Source organism: Nostoc sp., assembly GCF_036917395.1.
Lineage (GTDB): Bacteria > Cyanobacteriota > Cyanobacteriia > Cyanobacteriales > Nostocaceae > Nostoc.
Map to the genome: position 1 here is coordinate 56,599 of NZ_JBALDI010000080.1, position 18,131 is coordinate 74,729.

The 18,131-nt window shown below is 43.3% G+C and carries 15 protein-coding genes; 7 read left to right on the plus strand and 8 right to left on the minus strand.

Annotated elements, in window-relative coordinates; translation table 11 throughout:
• Positions 1-296: 296 nt before the first annotated feature.
• The 3 genes from ssuE to ssuD are packed head-to-tail and all read right to left on the minus strand — an operon-like array spanning position 297 to position 2,686.
• Complete coding sequence (ssuE, locus tag V7K46_RS28305; protein ID WP_335073740.1) at positions 297-863, minus strand: NADPH-dependent FMN reductase; 567 nt, start codon at positions 861-863, stop codon at positions 297-299.
• 17 nt (positions 864-880) lie between these two features.
• Complete coding sequence (locus V7K46_RS28310; protein WP_335079849.1) at positions 881-1,498, minus strand: beta-class carbonic anhydrase; 618 nt, start codon at positions 1,496-1,498, stop codon at positions 881-883.
• A 27-nt stretch (positions 1,499-1,525) separates the two neighbouring features.
• The gene (ssuD, locus tag V7K46_RS28315; RefSeq protein ID WP_334967677.1) at positions 1,526-2,686 is read right to left on the minus strand and encodes an FMNH2-dependent alkanesulfonate monooxygenase; all 1,161 of its coding nucleotides are present in this window, start codon (positions 2,684-2,686) and stop codon (positions 1,526-1,528) included.
• A 259-nt stretch (positions 2,687-2,945) separates the two neighbouring features.
• Between ssuD and V7K46_RS32210 the strand changes: the two genes are divergently transcribed.
• The 3 genes from V7K46_RS32210 (at position 2,946) to msrB (ending at position 4,412) form a co-directional block, all read left to right on the plus strand.
• Complete coding sequence (locus tag V7K46_RS32210) at positions 2,946-3,230, plus strand: hypothetical protein (protein WP_442939884.1); 285 nt, start codon at positions 2,946-2,948, stop codon at positions 3,228-3,230.
• Positions 3,231-3,431: 201 nt separating this feature from the next.
• Positions 3,432-3,674, plus strand: coding sequence for a hypothetical protein (locus tag V7K46_RS32215; RefSeq protein ID WP_442939885.1), 243 nt, complete (start codon positions 3,432-3,434; stop codon positions 3,672-3,674).
• A 243-nt stretch (positions 3,675-3,917) separates the two neighbouring features.
• Positions 3,918-4,412 (plus strand): peptide-methionine (R)-S-oxide reductase MsrB, encoded by a 495-nt coding sequence (gene msrB, locus V7K46_RS28325; RefSeq protein ID WP_335119174.1) that lies wholly within the window; start codon positions 3,918-3,920, stop codon positions 4,410-4,412.
• A gap of 894 nt (positions 4,413-5,306) precedes the next feature.
• Here the strand turns inward: msrB and V7K46_RS28330 are convergent.
• From V7K46_RS28330 to V7K46_RS28345, 4 genes are all read right to left on the minus strand, one after another.
• Positions 5,307-7,964, minus strand: coding sequence for a beta strand repeat-containing protein (locus V7K46_RS28330; protein ID WP_335119176.1), 2,658 nt, complete (start codon positions 7,962-7,964; stop codon positions 5,307-5,309).
• A gap of 1,091 nt (positions 7,965-9,055) precedes the next feature.
• A complete protein-coding gene (gene mreD, locus V7K46_RS28335; protein WP_334872310.1) occupies positions 9,056-9,673 on the minus strand; it encodes a rod shape-determining protein MreD in 618 nt (205 codons plus the stop codon).
• Between the two features lie 26 nt (positions 9,674-9,699).
• Positions 9,700-10,509, minus strand: coding sequence for a rod shape-determining protein MreC (gene mreC / locus V7K46_RS28340; RefSeq protein ID WP_335119178.1), 810 nt, complete (start codon positions 10,507-10,509; stop codon positions 9,700-9,702).
• 100 nt (positions 10,510-10,609) lie between these two features.
• Positions 10,610-11,617 (minus strand): rod shape-determining protein, encoded by a 1,008-nt coding sequence (locus V7K46_RS28345; protein WP_335119257.1) that lies wholly within the window; start codon positions 11,615-11,617, stop codon positions 10,610-10,612.
• Positions 11,618-11,990: 373 nt separating this feature from the next.
• Between V7K46_RS28345 and V7K46_RS28350 the strand changes: the two genes are divergently transcribed.
• Entirely contained in the window at positions 11,991-12,353 is a 363-nt protein-coding gene (locus V7K46_RS28350) for a single-stranded DNA-binding protein (protein ID WP_335119180.1), read from the plus strand.
• Positions 12,354-12,452: 99 nt separating this feature from the next.
• Here V7K46_RS28350 and V7K46_RS28355 read toward each other — a convergent pair whose 3' ends face one another.
• Positions 12,453-13,196 (minus strand): SIMPL domain-containing protein, encoded by a 744-nt coding sequence (locus V7K46_RS28355; RefSeq protein ID WP_335119182.1) that lies wholly within the window; start codon positions 13,194-13,196, stop codon positions 12,453-12,455.
• Positions 13,197-13,615: 419 nt separating this feature from the next.
• Here V7K46_RS28355 and V7K46_RS28360 point away from each other — a divergent pair, with 419 nt between their 5' ends.
• The 3 genes from V7K46_RS28360 (at position 13,616) to V7K46_RS28370 (ending at position 18,060) form a co-directional block, all read left to right on the plus strand.
• Positions 13,616-14,029 (plus strand): EVE domain-containing protein, encoded by a 414-nt coding sequence (locus V7K46_RS28360; RefSeq protein ID WP_335119184.1) that lies wholly within the window; start codon positions 13,616-13,618, stop codon positions 14,027-14,029.
• 83 nt (positions 14,030-14,112) lie between these two features.
• Complete coding sequence (locus V7K46_RS28365; protein ID WP_335119186.1) at positions 14,113-15,591, plus strand: cation:proton antiporter; 1,479 nt, start codon at positions 14,113-14,115, stop codon at positions 15,589-15,591.
• A 594-nt stretch (positions 15,592-16,185) separates the two neighbouring features.
• Positions 16,186-18,060, plus strand: coding sequence for an N-acetylmuramoyl-L-alanine amidase (locus tag V7K46_RS28370; RefSeq protein ID WP_335119187.1), 1,875 nt, complete (start codon positions 16,186-16,188; stop codon positions 18,058-18,060).
• The last annotated feature ends 71 nt before the right edge of the window (positions 18,061-18,131 follow it).

Sequence of the window (18,131 nt, forward strand, 5' to 3'; positions counted from 1 at the left end):
GTACAGAAAAAATAATTAACCACAGATAAATACAGATACAAGGTATAACACGGCATTGCCACGTCCTACTTTGTATCTCATTCAAATGAGAATCGCTTATATATGGGAAAAATCAAAAATTATAGCGGTGTAAGTTGAATAGACTAGAGAGGAATGGAAGCGAGGTTTAGGCGTAGTCTATTCATTTAAATATCGTTATATAAAGTGTAATTTTTGAGAGTAATTTTAAAGAAAGGTAGCAGATGGGTAAAAACTACCCCTCTGCTACAAGTAAACGGAGGTATAAACTTGATTAGTTAATTGGCATGAGCCAATTCTTGAGGCGCTGCGGCATCATATTCTACAGCTTTAACAAATTCCTTGAGAACGTCTTTGAGTCTTTGCTCAATTTCCTCATCTAACACCACACTGTTATCAGCTTGTCGTTGAATTTGTTTGTCTACCGCATAAATAGTAGCTAGGATATGCCGCGCTCCTAATTCAGATAAGACAGGTTTAAGAGCATATTCAATTGCCAATAAGTGAGCCAACGTCCCACCAAGGGCAATCGGTAACACGGGTTTACCTGTCAATGATTTTTGTGGCAGCAAATCTAGAAACGTTTTGAGTACTCCTGTGTAAGCAGCTTTATAGATTGGGGTGGCAATAATCACACCATCTGCCTTTGCTAGCAAAGCTTTTGGCTGTTCCAAAGCAGGGCTGTCGTATCGTCCAAAAACTAAATCTTCAGCAGGCAAATCCCGAACTGAAATAATGTCTACATGCAAGCCTTCTTGTTGTAAAAGCTTGGCAGTGTATTCAACAACACCATAGGTTCTAGAGGGATGAGTTGGACTACCAGCGATCGCTAAAATATTTGTCATTCAATTGAACTCCCAATTTATAAAACGGGTTCAGTGTGTTTTGTGGTTTTGGTCTTCATAGCTTCTGCTGTGTTGACCTTTTCACTCAGACGTTTGTAGGGACGGCGCAAACTCATACTCTCTACTTCCCAAATGTAGCCATGAATAACTACATCCTGGGGAATTAAAGGAGAATTACGCAGCAATTCCACCTGCTGTGTGCAGATTTTGTCCACATCGGTAAACGTTTTGATCCATTTGGAAAAAACGCCTTTTGCTAGCTTCAACTCTGGCAAAGCAGGATCGATCGTAACTTGATCCACGTCAATACCTTGGTTTCGCAATACCTCACTGAGAAAGTCTCCTGATGCTGTCATCATGCCACATTCGGTATGGTTAATGACGATGATTTCTCTTGTGCCAAAAAACTGTGTAGTTAACATCGCTGACCGAATAGCATCATCCGTAACTAACCCCCCGGCATTACGGAAAATATGAGCATCTCCTTCACCAATTCCTAATGCTTTATCCACAGGTAAACGTTCGTCCATGCAAGTTAGCACCCACAAGCGTTTATTGTTAGGTATCCCCAACTGACGACGCAATGCCCACGCTTGTTTTTCAGAAATCTTTTGGTCAATTTGTTGGTGCAACATCGCTGGTAATCTCCTAGTTCTTATCTATTAGGATATGGACGTTGCTCTTTGCTGAGGCTGCTGCTTAGGGAAATCTTCATTTGCGACAATCTCACCAAATGGACTCAAGACATGTTGCTTCTCTACTGCTGGCAGATTCTCTAAGGGCAAATGGGGAAATAAAAGTTCTGCGACTCGATAAGCTTCTTCTAGGTGGGGATAACCAGAGAGGATAAAGGACTCAATGCCTAAATCTGCATATTCCAACATTCTGGCAGCTACGGTTTGAGGATCGCCTACTAAGGCTGTTCCCGCACCACCTCGTACCAAACCGACTCCCGCCCATAGGTTCGGGCTAATCTCTAATGCCTCACGATTACCGTGGTGTAATTGGGTCATCCGTTGTTGTCCAACTGAATCCATCCGAGCATAAGCTTTTTGGGCTTTAGCGATCGCCTCATCATCTACATACTTAATCAATTGATTCGCCGCATCCCAAGCTTCACTCTCGGTTTCGCGCACAATCACATGTAGGCGAATCCCAAATCGCAAAGTTCGGCCTTCTGATAAAGCAAGTCTGCGAGCCGATGCAATCTTCTCGGCTACTTGCGCCGGTGGTTCACCCCAAGTTAGATAGACATCTACATGCTTGGCAGCAATTTTTTGGGCGATCGCAGAGGAACCGCCAAACCACAAGGGCGGATATGGCTTCTGGACGGGTGGAAACAGCAGCTTACCATCCTGAATGTTGAGATAGTCGCCCTGAAGATTAACTTGTTCACCACTGGCGATCGCTCGCCATACTGTCAAAAATTCATCTGTTAATTCATAGCGCTGATCGTGATCCAAATGCAAGCCATCTCCCGCCAACTCGACAGGATCGCCCCCTGTCACGACATTAATCAGCAACCGTCCACCAGAGAGGCGATCAAAGGTCGCCGCCATCCGCGCTGCCACCCCAGGTGATACCAAGCCGGGACGAATCGCTACCAAAAAACGCATCTGTCGCGTCAGTGATACCAGCGTTGACGCTACAATCCAAGCATCTTCGCAAGAGCGGCCTGTAGGCAGCAATGCCCCTGTATAACCAAGGTCATCCACCGCTTGGGCTATCTGCCGCAGATAAGGAAAGCTTACTGCTCGTCCGCCTGTAGCAGTTGCAAGGTAACGTCCGTCGCCGTGGGTTGGGATGAACCATAGTAGCTGCATGAGTCCTGTCCTTTTAAACTACGGTAATTCGATAGAAATACCGTGCTTTATTTATAGTTTTCACAGTATCACATATTCCACTTAACCAAGCAAGAAGTTTTTTATAAAACTACGGTATTCCTATCCAACCAATGTATATTAAGCCGTGTTCAATAAGCTGGCGATCAAAAAAATTGGGCATTAAGCCGAAGAAGTCGCTCTGATGTTGATCTAATCAGGGAATGTGGACAAGCAGAGAAGTTGCAAGCAGGAGCCAGCGTTGCGGGAGGACCTCCCTCTGGGCAAACTTCAAAGGGCAAGACTTGGCGGAATTATTGAATTAGGACTTACGCAAAAAACCTCTCAAACTCTCATTCCTTTGCGTACTCTGCGTCTCTGTGGTTCGTTGATGATTCGGCGTCAGTTATCAGAAAAATTATTCGATGCAGAACCAGGCTGGTTGGGGCCAAAGTACCTAAAGGGATTTTTTGCCCAATCAGATTGGGAGCAACGCGTAATGATGATTCAGCAAGCTAGAAATGGCGGTTCCATGACACCTGCGTAGGCGTAGCCCGTCGTAGACATCGCCACACAACTACGGAAACAAGTGCGTCGTGGTAAAATCAGAATTGATGAAAACTGTCAAGTAGTAAAAACCCAATAATTATGTAAAAATTGGCACATAGAATGTAGCGATGGTAATCAACATGAGTGCGATTATATTTGGTTATCGACTGGCACTAAATTCGATGCCACCACTGAACCCTTGTTAAAAGATATTTTAGAGACTTACCCTATCAAGATTGTTAAAGGTTTGCCTGTTTTAGATACTTATCTGCGTTGGCTTTGTTGTGAATTATTTATCATGGGTGGCTTGGCTGCAATGCTCGTCGGGCCAACAGCACGGAATTTATCGGGCGCAAGAATGGCTTGTGAGAAAATTGTTCCAGCTATTGTCAAGCCAAGTATAGCTCTTTCTCATAGGCTCAACGAAGTACAAGCAGGCTGACCAAAGACCCTACACTAAACTTACACCAGGAATCGGGAGTGGAAGAATTTTTTTCAATCAGCAACGTCGCTTCTTCAGGAACGTGAATTTCATCGCTCAACCATTTTTCATTGCAACCATCCAATAATGCACTGGATGATGCTCATATCTTCTGTTTACTTAATCCATTATAGTCATTAATGTAGGGAATTCCGTACTGGAGTTGATTGGCCAGTTAACCGGAAAATAGAAAATAATAGATATATGGACAAACGGTATTTTTTACAGGCTAGTGCAGTAATAGTCGGCACGGCATTGTTATCAAGGTATATTAATTGGGGGTCAAAAGAGATGACAACTTCTGAGAGTGGATTTGAAGTTACCAAACCTGAGCAAGAGTGGCGCACGATTTTAACGCCAGAACAATTTAATGTATTGCGTAAACATGGGACTGAACGCCCTCACACCAGCCCATTGGATAAGGAATACGACAACGGTACCTATTATTGTGCTGCGTGTAAACTGCCACTGTTTACATCTGATACCAAATTTAACAGTGGTACTGGCTGGCCTAGCTTTTTTAATCCAATTGAAGGTGCGATCGCCATTACTGAAGATAAGTCGTTGTTTATGACCAGAACTGAAGTACATTGTAGTCGCTGTGGTGGTCATCTGGGTCATGTTTTTGATGACGGCCCTGCACCCACTGGTAAGCGCTATTGCATGAATGGTGTTTCGCTGAAGTTTACTCCTGCCTAATTTAGTTGCCAAGAAGTAGCCCGTTGTAGACATTACACGCGCTACCAACCTAAATTATCAGATTTTAAGATTTGACCAAGAGTGAATAAATTTTTGACAATAATTTATCCTACTTAATGCTACTGGACGAAGTATTGTCAATTTCAGGAAATGAACTCTTGGTCTTCGTTAAATGTATTTTCTTAAATCGTCCTATTTATTTGGGTCTTTTTTATCCTTTTTGTCTTTCGGATCTTTTTTAGGTTTTTTAACTTCTTTATTACTTTTTCTTTCCTTTGACATCATCGTTCTCCAATTAGATTAATCAGTGCAAGCTTCCAGATTCTACCGTCAGCAAAGCAGTAGATGACTTATCTGATATTTTTTTAAGGCAAAAAAAGAAAACATCAGACATCAATACTACTAACTACCATGATAAGGTGTTGTTTGATTTAATGTAGCTTGAATTTATATTGCCAGAGGTTGCCCAAATTCCATGAAGATTTAGGTTATATTACGTCCGCCTAATTATTTATAATTCAAAACTCTCTGCGTCTCCTTTAGGAAAAGTTATGATCTGACTTTTCAGGTCATGTGCAAAAACCAACACCAAACCTAACCCTTGAGCAAGCTTCCCTAGTAGGGAAGGGAGAAAAATCAAAGCCTCTCCCTTTTTAGGAAAGCCACTACGCCCTTCTCCCTTGGCGTTAGCCTCTCCCTTTGGGAGAAAGGGAGACGCCAAGGGCGATAGCGCAGCGGTAGCGAGCCTGCGAGCGTCTGCGGTTTCTCGACTGATTCGCTCTTAGGGTTCCCGCAGGGTAGCATGTGGCCTCAGAGGAATAGGAAGTCAGGTTTTCCAGATGACGTGAAAAGTAAGAAGTTATGACTGTCCATTCGCTTATTTCGATCTCAGTTTTAAACAATTACAAAGTTGTTGTTGGTTAGTGACAACCCAGGAGATAATTGTGCAAATTGTACCTGAGTCGAATCACCAGTACCGTCAGGGTCAAAAAGCAATGCACCAGTAATGTTGTTGTAAATAAATTTTTGAGCGCTAGTAGTTGCAGATGCTCCGATTTGAAACTGATTAGCTGAAAGTGAACCGGTTGATAACCCCCCACCAAAATTCGATATCCCAATCACGTCATTAGTGGCGTTGAAGTCATAAACTCTATTACCAGTATCGGAACGTATATCGTAAGTATTAAAAACAAAGGTATCAATACCAGATCCTCCATAGAGACTATCATTACCTTTGCCACCTATGAGGATATCATTGCCATTACCACCTATGAGTGTGTTCTTAGCGTCATATGCCTGAGAGGCTGTGAGAGTATCATTGCCATCGCCTCCATCTAGAAGATTATTACCTGATGCTGATGAAGAATTATTTCTATCAATATTCAAGCGATCATCACCTGCACCGCCAATAATCGTATCATTGTCACTGTCATAATAGCCCCCAGAGATCGTATCGTTGCCATTGCTCCCGACAATGTTATCATCGTAGTTTGTACCTGTAATATTTAATCCTTCGATATTCTTATAACTAACCCCATAGGTGCCCGCCGTAATTGAGCCAATATTAGTAGTGGCATTGAATGTCGTTGTGATCCCCCCCGTAGCACCGCTGTAATCGATGTATAACACATCGTCACCCTTACCCCCATCTATCGTATCTTTGCCACCACTGCCCGTAGAGAGCGTATCGTTGCCATTGTTCCCTATAATGTTGTCATCATAGGCTGTACCTGAGATATTTAATTGTTCGATATTCTTGTAGCTAACTAGATTCGTGCCCGCTGTAATTGAGCCAATGTTAGTAGTGGCATTGAATGTTGTTGTAATCCCACCTGTAGCATTAGTGTAATCGACGGATAATAAATCGTCACCCTTACCTCCATCTATCGTATCTTTGCCACCACTGCCCGTAGAGAGCGTATCGTTGCCATTGCTCCCCACAATATTGTCATCATAGGCTGTACCTAAGATATTTAATCGTTCGATATTCTTGTAGCTAACGCCAGAGATGCCCGCCCTAATTGAGCCAATGTTAGTAGTGGCATTGAATGTTGTTGTAATCCCCCCTGTAGCATTGCTGTAATCGACTCTCAACAAATCGTCACCCTTACCCCCATCTACCGTTTGAGTCACTAAATTAGAGGGGGCAGTATCTGAAGATTTAGCATTTACATAGAAGGAGTCATTGCCATCGCCACCAGAGAGTAGGTTATTACCTGTTGAATACTCAGCACGCAAAGTATCGTTACCTGCGCCACCGTTGAGCGTGTTATTGCCTGAGGAGGCATCAAAAATTTCACCGTCGAAGTACCCGATTAAATACCCAGAGGTGGAGAGATAGTCATTGCCATTGCCACCAGAGAGTAGATTATTGCCTGTTGAATACTCAGCACGCAAAGTATCGTCACCAACACCACCGTTAAGCGTGTTATTACCTGAAGAGCTAAAATAGAAAAATGATCTATAACCATCAATACCAGAACTGGAGAGATAATCATTGCCATCGTCCCCAGAGAGTAAGTTATTGCCCAATGGAGACTCAGCAAGCAAAGTATCGTCACCAGCACCACCGTTGAGCGTATTATTGCCTGAGGAGCCAAAAAAGCTGTATCCCGAGTTAATAGAAAGGTAAGAGGTGTCAAGACGATCATTGCCTTCACCCCCAGAGAGGAAGTTATTGCCTTGTGAACCCCAAGCATACAAAATATCGGCACCAGCACCACCGTTAAGGGTGTTATTACCTGAGGCAGGATAGACCCCCTGGCCACCATCATAATTGTAACTAGAGGCTGTGAGAGAATCATTACCATCATCGCCATTCAGTAGATTATTGCCTAATGAGTAGTCAACATTCAACTTATCGTCACCAGTACCACCGTTGAGGGTATTATTGCCTGCACCACCTCGTAGTAAGTCGTTGCCACTTAAGCCGTCGATTTTGTCATCACCTCCCTGACCATTAATGACATCATCTGAGTTGTCAAAGCCATTAACATTGTTGTCGAGGTCATTAAGGAAGGTGACTGTGTTCAAATTGAAGATAGTGCTTTGGGTGGAGTTGGAATTGAAGACATCAAAGCTATCTGTGATGCTACTTTGTCCGTAAAACAGGATATTACCTGAATTTACGGTGGCTCCAGTAGATGTGCTCAAGTTTTCCAAGTTTTCCAGGGCAAAGTTTTGCAGTATGACTGTGAAACTCAAATCCCTTAGACCTTCAAAGGTGATTTCCAGATTGTTGCCATTCTGAGTCAGCAGCAGATTTTCAGCAGTTAACTCACTATCAAGGAATTTGATGGTATCGACTTCTGCAATCACTCCTACCTTCGGGTTTGTTCCTTTACCTACGCCACCAAAATCAGTGATAGTATCAGTACTTCCAATCGAGTCATACAAGTCGTAAATAAATGTATCCTTGCCACCGCCACCCGTTAAGGTGTCGTTGCCTCGATTCGCTGTGATGGTATCATTCCCAGCTTTGCCGTTAATCGTATCGTCACTATTAGTGCCTTGTAGAGTGTCATTTGCGTTGGTTCCAATGATGTTTGCCATAACTATTTCCTACCTGAATCGATTTTTGCAGTAACTTTAGTTTTCAAGTGTCAGTGCTGTTTTAGGGCACAAAAATTTCTCGAAAGTTGACGCTTTCGACACAGCTAAATCTCAGCCTTGGGGATTAGGAATTTTTAATGAAAATTCTCTTTTTGATTTGCAAGTATTGAGGATTATCTAAATTTTAAGCATTCTACAAATTCATCAGTGTGTGGATTCACAAAAATAGTAGTTTCAGGCTGATTTCAATCATCCTTCAGCAGTAGCATAGGCAACCATTTACCATAGACATCGCTGACAAAGAGTTACAAAAATCGAGCTTGGACGCCCCAAATTTCAATACCATTATTTAGTTTTTTTGTCAAGGCATAAGTCTTACTAGCTTGAAAATAGGGAACACTTGATAGAGCATAGGAGAAGGGATCTTTATGCCCGGGCCGTGGACTATTGCCTGTAGGTGTTTGGCTTCAAAATGTGAAGTATCTAAATCACATCATACTACGCTTAGTACAAAATATTTATTTACATGTCTAGATTTAGACAAATATCTTTGCATATATGTATATATTAAGTACTGAACCTTATATGTACTTGACATTTTCAAGTTAAAGAATTTGCCGAAAGCAGTAGACAGATGTCTTCTGGAGCGATAGAACATAAATATTTTGTTTAGCGATCGCTACCAGAAAAATAAGTTGTATCTAATTTACAATCGCTCAATTGCTGTGAGCAGACAGAAAATTTCGTTGCTCGGTTGAAGGTAGATATCAAAACCCTGTATTAAATGCAGGTCAAATACAAAAACTTTAGGTGAATTTATTAGCTGGAGCAAAGGCAAAGACCCCAATGATTTGGGTTAGCAGTATAACCGACTTGAGACAATGTATTATCTAGTACAATAAGCCTATATCAGTAGACTGAAAAGTTTTCCCTGTAGACAAGTATAGAGTATGGGGAAGAAATACAGCCTACATTCTGCTGATCGATAAATGTTCGCTTAATTGCAAAATGTGAGTTTTACAGGGTACAGAGGATAATTTTCTTTACTCTCACCTGTAACCTATCCCCTTCTTAACTCCTAACTTCCTTTACTATTGCTCCAATAATTTCATCCGCTGCCACCAACGATTCAGGGGATAATAGACCACAGGTGCCCACAGACTACTAAGAATGGCAGAGGCTAGGGCGACACGCTGGTAATATGTCCAAATATCTGTTACTTTGCGCTCATCGCCGATCAAAGTTAATTGCAATCCAAAGATAGTTTCTGCCAAAACTGCCATACCAAACACAATTACAGCAATCGAAATAAAATCTTCTTCGATAAAACGCTGTTTCTGGAGCAGACCAGTTAGAATTCCCACTATACCTAAACTGAGGGCATGAGTAGGATTAGGTGATGTCATGGAATCTTGAAGTAGCCCCAGAACTATACCTGCCAATGCCCCGGAAAACACTGTGCGCTTCACACTCCAAGCTACCACCCAAATTAACAGCCAGTTAGGGCCAATTCCTAATAATTCCATACCTGGCAAGCGAGTTGGCAATAATAGTAAACATAACACTACAGATCCAGCCGTGACTATCCAACCCAACAACTGACGGATACCGGGATGCCAACGAGAAAGCGGCTGGATTTGGAATTTCGATTTTCGCTCTGAGGATTTTGGCTTTTTCTGCCTGCTGCCACCAAATGCAGGAATCTTCATTTTTCTATGGATTTTCAAGGGAGAATTTACTTAGACTTTTGCGGCACTTGATTTACCGACTTTTGGGTTTCCAACTCTTGGTTTTCTACCTTTGGATAAACAGCTACCCAATCGAGAGAACGGATTGGCGGAAAAAGCTCAATTTTCGCCACTGATGCCGGAAGTTTCTTTAAATCCAGCGACTTGATTCGTCCTACTGCCAAGCCAGATGGAAATTTTTGACTATAAGTAGATGTGGAAACTAAATCTCCTACCTTGACATTTGGGACTTTTTCATAAAACTCCAGCACAGCTTCTGCCGAAGAATCTCCTCGTAAAACGCCTTTAGCTGCCGTGCGGCTAACTGATACACCCACTTGACTCTTGAGGTCACTGATTAACAACACGCGACTAGTATTAGGAGTTACACTCTCCACCAGACCGACCAATCCGCCATCTGCCTTGACAATGAAGCCTTCCTGAATCCCTGCATTCGCACCACGATTTAGAAATACTTGTTGCCACCATTGGTCAGCACTACGTCCTACTACCCGTGCTGGAATTGGCCGTGATGCCAGTGGCTCTTTTTCTACATAGCCTAATAAATCTTGTAGCTTTGTCTTTTGACTTTCTAAATCTACTATACGGGTTTGCAATTCCAATATCCGGGCATCTCTTAGACGTTCTTCTGGAGTTGGCCCTGACTGCAACATCTCTAACGGACGGGTAATTGCTTGGTATGTTTCAAGCACCAATTCACCTTGAGTTTGTCGCAATATGCAAGCACTACCAACTACTAAAGCTAATAACCCGATTTGTAACCCTTTATGATCCCACCAACGTCGTATTGTCACCATATATACCTTTGCATACTTATATAAATTAAGTTCTACTTGGATTCTATTTATATAAAACCCAAATAGAACTCAAATAGAACTCAAGTCTGATATTTTTTTGCTACATATTGCGAGAGCTTTCTGTGACAACTCGTTCCAACTGTTTGAAGTTTTCTAACACACGACCTGTTCCCAGCACAACACAGCAGAGAGGATCGGCGGCAATATGAGTTACAATCCCCGTTTCATGGCTAATGAGGGTATCTATGCCTTTGAGCAAAGCACCCCCGCCAGCTAACATAATACCTCTGTCAATAATGTCTGCTGCTAGTTCTGGAGGTGTACGTTCCAGTGTCCGCTTCACAGCTTCTATAATTACTGATAGCGGTTCTAACATGCTTTCACGGATTTCTGGGCCTTTGATCGTTACAGTTCGCGGTAGACCAGAAAGCAGGTGTAAGCCTCGGACTTCCATAATCGCGTCATTATCATCATTAGTAGGATAGGCAGAACCAATGCGAATCTTGATGTCCTCGGCAGTACGTTCACCAATGACTAAGTTATGAAGTTTTTTAATATACTGAATGATCGCATCAGTCAGTTCATCTCCAGCAATACGTACTGATTCGCTGATCACCGTACCTTGAAGACTCAGCACTGCAACTTCTGTTGTGCCACCACCAATATCGATGATCATGTTACCAGTGGGTTCGGCAACAGGTAGTCCTGCACCAATGGCCGCAGCTACAGGTTCATCGATTAAATATACTTTTCTTGCTCCTGCTTGATGAGCTGCATCCATCACAGCTCGCCTTTCTACTCCTGTAACGCCACTGGGAATACCAATGACAATCCGGGGTAAAATCAAAGACCTACCTTCATTTACACGTTGAATAAAGCTTTTCAGCATCAGCTCGGCTATATCGAAATCAGCGATTACACCATCTCGCAAAGGGCGGAGGGCAATCACATTTCCAGGTGTGCGACCGAGCATTTTTTTGGCTTCTTCTCCTACTGCCAGCGCTACCTTTTGGTTGACATCGATCGCAACTACAGAAGGCTCTTGCAGTACAATACCTTTACCAGATACATAAACGAGAGTGTTAGCGGTACCGAGGTCGATACCCATATCCCATGATGTGCGAAAGTTCCTAAAAATACTCACGCGTCTCTAAGCCCCCTATGTGCGATACTTTTTGACTACAACGATAAGAATTAATCGTGCTGAATTAGATTACGTTTATATCCTGAGTTGAGTAAAGTAGACTATATTTTTATCTGATTCCCAGGAATATTTACTATGTCTGAGTCCTCTATCTTTTTGATATTTTATGGTTAACTTAGTATATTCGTATACTTTTATGTGTTTCTCCAAGTAATATGTATAATTTTTCAATTCAATTATATTGTTAACTGTTTAACACATTATTTTCAAGAGTTTCACAATTCGCTATGATGAAAGTCGGAATTACTAAGTACCTATGTACTAAAAGGTAACACACATGAGTATAAATGTTGTCACGCTCATTGGTCGCGTAGGCGGCGACCCAGAGATTAAGTATTTTGAGTCTGGTAGTGTTAAGTGTAAATTGACACTAGCTGTTAATCGCCGCACTAAAGAAGGCGAACATACCGACTGGTTTAATTTAGAATTATGGGGAAAAACGGCAGAGGTAGCAGGTAATTATGTACGTAAAGGTAAACAAATTGCCGTCAAAGGTTCCTTGAAGTTTGACACATGGAGCGATCGCCAAACAGGAGCAAACCGATCATCACCAGTTATCCAAGTAGACCAACTGGATTTATTAGGCTCTAAACGAGATGGAGAAGGCGGTACAGAAAATATGTCTTCAGAACATTTTTAATTGGGCATTGTCCTTTTTCCTCACAAATGACAAAGCGCAAAGTCTGAGCGCCGGCTTCCGGCGATCAGAACTTTGTAACAGAGGACTAATGACTAATGACTAATAACTAATTTGCAGTGTTACTGATGCTTCTACTTGCTGCTCACCACCAACGACAGGGGTGGAAGCATCAGCTACCTTGGCAGCCTCAGCCCGTAAAAACATGGGTGGTGGTGGAGGTGAACTGGCATTATTAACTTGAATGCTCACCACTTCTTTAGGTTTAAAACCCAAGGCGCTGAAAACAGCATCAGCTTGCTGCTGGGCGTCTTGGGTAGCTTCTTTTAATGCTTGTTTTTGAGCAGATGCGATCGCTTGATCATTCGCAACAAAACTAATGCCATTAATTTGTGTTGCACCCGCTTTCACTGCATCATCCAATAATGTACCAGCTTTCTCAGTGGGAATGCGAAAACTCACTGTGTTAGTGGCAGCATAGCCTGTAATCCGCTGCACATTATTAGTGTAGCTATAAACTGGGTTAAGTTGAATACCAGTGGTTTGTAATTTTTCGACATTTTGGCTCTTGAGGAACGCAACTACAGCTGATGACCTCCGGGCGGCTTCTTGCTGTACCTCCTGTGCTGTTTTCCCTTGAATTTCTACTCCTAAACTAACTTGTGCCAAGGTTGCAGGAGTTGTTTCCACTCCGCGACCAGTGACACTAAGGGTTCGCCACAATTTATCCTTTTCTTGTGCTAACGCAGGCAGTACAAAAGTTGTACATAAGAGTAAAGCTAAAGGCAGTATTTTCCACAAGTTCCCACTTGGAAACTGAGAACCGGGTAAAGCGGCTCTAGTCATAAGATTTGCACTCCTCAAAGTATCCACAGATGTTTTTAATAAGCGTATGTAGCAATCTTTTGGTGGCTGTTAAAAGTCAACAGTCACCACAAGTTTTTCACAACTTAAGTGCGATCGCTAGATCCGATTTATATGTTCTTACTTTGACACTGCCATAATCAAAAGCTGAAATGGTTACATTTTTGGATACTAAAAAAATTACACTAGTACGCTACGGCGTAAATAGAGCAACCATTTAAAATCCCTAAAGAGCTTATTCCATAATACTTTTGACTTTTGAACGCCAGTTGCGTCTCCTTTAGGAGACGCTGCGCGTAGCTTGCTTCCCCGTAGGGGTACAAGTCGGCACTGCCCAACGCACTGGCTCCTTTTGATTTTTGACTTCCGCCTTGCGGTACTAGCCTTTTTGGAGATTTGTCGTGGCGTATTGGCTGCTGAAAACTGAACCGGAAAATTATTCCTACTTCGATTTGGAACGGGATGGCAGTACAGTTTGGGATGGAGTCAACAATTCTCTAGCGCTCAAACATTTACGTACCATGCTTCTTGGTGACTTAGCGTTCATTTATCACACAGGCAAGGAACGGCAAGTCATAGGTTTAGCAGAGATAGTTAGTCAACCCTATATCGATCCAGCACTCAATGACAGCAAACGGGCAGTTGTGGATGTGCGGGCATTACAAAAAGTGCACCAACCCGTCACCCTAGCCCAAATCAAACAGGACGGTAAATTTACAGATTTTGACTTGTTGCGACTTCCTAGACTATCTGTAGTCCCGGTTTGGGAAGTCTACTGGCAATACTTGATCGAGTTGACAGGTGGTACAAATTAATTTGTGTCAGCTGCCAATTGCATCTCTATAGGATGTTTTTCAGAAACGCGTCAAAATCAAAGAGAAGGATTTTCACAGAACCCATGCATTTGTTAGATCCAATCAGCTACTCTTTTCCTCTGCTGGCCAGCGCAACACAAGCCGCAGACAGTTCAATGGTAGTAGCAGCAGTGCTACTAAGCTTAGTAGTCATTTATCTCGCCAGCAAAGTTGGTGGAGAGTTATCAAACCAAGTGGGTTTCCCGCCTGTCTTAGGCGAACTAGTAGGTGGTGTGGTAGTGGGCATCTCTGTTCTCCACCTTTTAGTCTTTCCAGAAGGCGGCACAGACAGTTCTAGCTCTTTGATCATCTCCTTCCTTCAAACTACTGCTGGTTTAACTCCTGAAGCCACTCCAGCGGTGTTTGCAGCGCAGTCTGAGGTCGTTTCCGTTTTGGCAGAATTGGGTGTGATCATCCTGCTGTTTGAAATCGGCTTGGAGTCGAACTTAAAAGATTTAATGGCAGTTGGTATTCAAGCCACCGTTGTAGCAGTAGTGGGGGTAGCAGTACCCTTTGCCGCTGGTACTGTGGGATTGATGACTTTGTTTGGTATCGATGCTATACCTGCAATTTTTGCCGGGGCTGCTTTGACTGCCACTAGTATTGGGATGACTTCCAAGGTGCTGTCAGAATTAGGACGACTCAATTCTAAAGAAGGGCAGATTATTCTCGGTGCTGCCGTAATTGACGACGTACTGGGAATCATCGTTTTAGCGGTAGTTGCCAGCCTAGCTAAAGATGGCGTGGTAGATGTGAGCAAGGTCATTTATTTAATTATCAGCGCCACTGGTTTTATTTTGGGAGCAATATTACTGGGCAATGTTTTCAATAAGTCCTTTGTGGCGATCGCTGATAAACTCAAAACACGCGGTGGACTGGTAATACCAGCATTCATCTTCGCCTTTGCTATGGCATACCTTGCCGCTGTCATCCAGTTAGAAGCAATTCTGGGAGCTTTTGCGGCTGGTTTAGTCCTGGAGGAGACAGATAAACGCAAAGAACTACAAACGCAAGTCATACCCATCGCTGATATGCTGGTGCCAATTTTCTTTGTGACTGTTGGGGCAAAAACTGATTTGGGAGTGTTAAACCCAGCGATTCCCGACAATCGTGAAGGTCTAATTATGGCAACTTTCCTGATTACAGTAGCCATTCTCGGTAAAGTAATCACAGGCTTAAGCGTGTTTGGTCAACCGGAAATCAACCGTTTAGCGATCGGTGTGGGGATGATTCCCAGAGGGGAAGTCGGTTTAGTGTTTGCTGGTGTCGGCGCAGCCAGTGGCGCTCTCTCGAAACCATTAGGAGCAGCAATTATCATGATGGTTATCTTGACAACCTTTTTAGCTCCTCCTTTGTTACGATTTGTATTTCCAGATCCAAAAACCGTGGATGCAGGCTCAGAGCAACTGATTTTAGACGGTTCCTCTGGAACTTCGTTGGTAATTGAACCACCTGCGTCGAGGATGCCAGCATCAAATGATAGTGGCAATTTGGAAGTAACTCCAGAATCTGGCGATCGCTAATTAAAGTCTTGGGTAAATTCTGACTGAGTTCTGAGTGATTTTGCTCAGAACTCAGGACTCTGAATTCAGTACTATCACCGGGCTTTGAAGATTTTGCGATCGTGCAGTGGAAACTTCTCTCCCCAAATTTCCGTCCCGTGTGATTGTAGAATAATCGTTTGTTTCTAATTTCTACCAGCATTCGGAATGTTATTTATTTCCAGTCTCCCTTGGCTTGTGAGCCTTTATCTGAATATTTTCCAGGTAATTGGGAGTAACATCCATAAATCTTGCTAGATCATCTCACAGTAATGGGAATTATTTACTTAGTGCATTGATGGCAACAAACAAAAAACAGTTATCAGTGAACAGTTATCAGTTTTTAGTTTTTTAGCTTCCTTGGGAGTCAGAGTCTCCCACCTCTAAAGGTGGAAGATTTTACATGGGGATTTAAACCCAATATGAAACCTGATAACTGATTTAAGCGCCTCTTTATACCAGCTTAAAAAATCAAAAAAGGCATCAGAGGTCAAGTTTAGGTGGTGACGATGTGATGATTTACCAATGAGTTGAGATATTGACGGCTCCCATGAACGTGAATTAGGAGAAAGGACTGTGAAATTACACTGGTTACTACCCAGCACTATTGGAACTATCTTCATGCTATCGTCGCCGGCAATGGCTGCGAGACTTGAATCTTGGCGCTTTGATGCCAATCAAAACAGGCTGGAAATTAATACTGTGGGAGCAGTTCAACCCCAAGCGCAACTAATTTTTAACCCGACTCGGCTAGTAATTGACTTGCCAGGAACTACATTTGGTCGTCCGCAGCTAACCCAACAGGTGGGCGGTGGAATTCGCTCGATCCGTGTTGGGCAGCTTGATGCAGAAACGACGCGGATAGTTGTTGAACTGACTCCTGGTTATACTTTAGACCCCAAACGAGTGCAATTTGTGGGCACAACTGGCGATCGCTGGACAGTGCAATTACCTAAACCAGAAGTCGATATTGCCTCATCTCCTAGAAGTGCTTACAGTGTTGTTACCCCAGACTCTGAGCCTCAACCTGGTATTTCAAGGGTTGCCACTACTACACAAGGGGCGACTCAACTTGAGACTTTACAAGTAACAGGCGATGGGTTGTTCATCCGCACCAGTGGTGGTAATCCTCCGATTCGGATAATTCGCAGCCGCGATCGCGCTACCATCTTCATGGATATCTCTGACGCATCCTTATCACCACGTCTGACGCAACAGAATAATATACCCGTTAATAAATATGGTGTTAGCCGCGTCGAATTCACCCGATTACAAACCCGATCTCCTGGTGTCCGTTTGACTTTGCGGGTAGATAAAAATAGCCCAGACTGGCAAGCAACTAATAGTAACAGCGGTGGTTTGGTGGTTCTACCTAGTCGCGTTGTCAGATTGCCTGGAAGTAATAATTCGGACAATCAGTCAGAACGCGTTTCTTTTCCCAGCAGACTATCTGTTAACAACTCACCAGCAACAATTGAGTCTGTACAACTGGCTAATAATGGTACACAACTGCTAATTAAAGCCGACCAAACTTTATCTGCTAGGGGAATCTGGGATAGATCATCAGGTGTGTTCCGCGTCACAATTACCAATGCCAAGTTAGCTGCCAGAGTTACAGGCCCTACTTTTGCTGCCAATAGCCCCATTCTCAGAGTCCGGCTGCAACCGCAAGCACCCAACACAGTTGTTGTTTTAGTTCAACCAGCAGCCGGAGTGCAACTTGGGCAACCCAGGCAAATTGGCGACCAGCTTTTGGTACCAATACAAAGTTCTCGTCGGGTTGTCGCACTCCCCGGAAGACCCCCCTTTGCCTTACCTGGGCTACCACCGCCAAACCGGGGGCCATTTCCAGACCCAAACAATCCAAATCCCCAGTTCCGATCACAACCACAACGCCGAGTTACCAATGGGCGAGTGGTAGTCATCGTTGACCCAGGACATGGTGGCAAAGACTCTGGAGCGCTTGGTATTGGGGGGGCACGCGAAAAGGATGTTATCTTGCCTATTGGTAGAAGGCTGGCTGAGATTTTGCAGCAAAATGGTATACAAGTAATTATGACTAGGGATTCTGACTATTTTGTTACCCTTCCGGGACGGGTGCAATTATCAGAGCGAGCTAATGCTGATGTGTTTGTTAGCATCCACGCTAATTCAGCAGGTGCGAGTCGTCCCGATGTTAATGGCTTGGAAGTTTATTATTACGACAGCGGTCTGGGTTTAGCTCGCATTGTCCGCAGTAGCATTCTCCAAAGTATTGGGACTATCAAAGACAGGGGAGTGCGGCGAGCCAGATTTTATGTTCTCAGAAAAAGTTCTATGCCCTCCATTCTCGTGGAAACGGGTTATATGACTGGTCGAGAGGATATGGCTAGGCTAAGAACCTCAGCTTACCAAAATAAAATGGCAGAGGCGATCGCTCGTGGCGTTCTTCAGTATCTAAAGAGAAGATAAGTAATTTAGTCGAAATTATTGAGTAAATACATCTAATCTTTACCATTTTTATCCAATTTAGTAGTAAAACA

Excerpts from the sequence above, each read along its gene's own strand:
- mreC (WP_335119178.1), bottom strand. The coding sequence starts at position 10,509 with ATGGTGACAATACGACGTTGGTGGGATCATAAAGGGTTACAAATCGGG.
- V7K46_RS28365 (WP_335119186.1), top strand. The coding sequence starts at position 14,113 with ATGCATTTGTTAGATCCAATCAGCTACTCTTTTCCTCTGCTGGCCAGC.
- V7K46_RS28310 (WP_335079849.1), bottom strand. The coding sequence starts at position 1,498 with ATGTTGCACCAACAAATTGACCAAAAGATTTCTGAAAAACAAGCGTGG.
- mreD (WP_334872310.1), bottom strand. The coding sequence starts at position 9,673 with ATGAAGATTCCTGCATTTGGTGGCAGCAGGCAGAAAAAGCCAAAATCC.
- V7K46_RS28330 (WP_335119176.1), bottom strand. The coding sequence starts at position 7,964 with ATGGCAAACATCATTGGAACCAACGCAAATGACACTCTACAAGGCACT.
- ssuD (WP_334967677.1), bottom strand. The coding sequence starts at position 2,686 with ATGCAGCTACTATGGTTCATCCCAACCCACGGCGACGGACGTTACCTT.
- V7K46_RS28345 (WP_335119257.1), bottom strand. The coding sequence starts at position 11,617 with ATGGGTATCGACCTCGGTACCGCTAACACTCTCGTTTATGTATCTGGT.
- ssuE (WP_335073740.1), bottom strand. The coding sequence starts at position 863 with ATGACAAATATTTTAGCGATCGCTGGTAGTCCAACTCATCCCTCTAGA.
- V7K46_RS28355 (WP_335119182.1), bottom strand. The coding sequence starts at position 13,196 with ATGACTAGAGCCGCTTTACCCGGTTCTCAGTTTCCAAGTGGGAACTTG.
- V7K46_RS28350 (WP_335119180.1), top strand. The coding sequence starts at position 11,991 with ATGAGTATAAATGTTGTCACGCTCATTGGTCGCGTAGGCGGCGACCCA.
- msrB (WP_335119174.1), top strand. The coding sequence starts at position 3,918 with ATGGACAAACGGTATTTTTTACAGGCTAGTGCAGTAATAGTCGGCACG.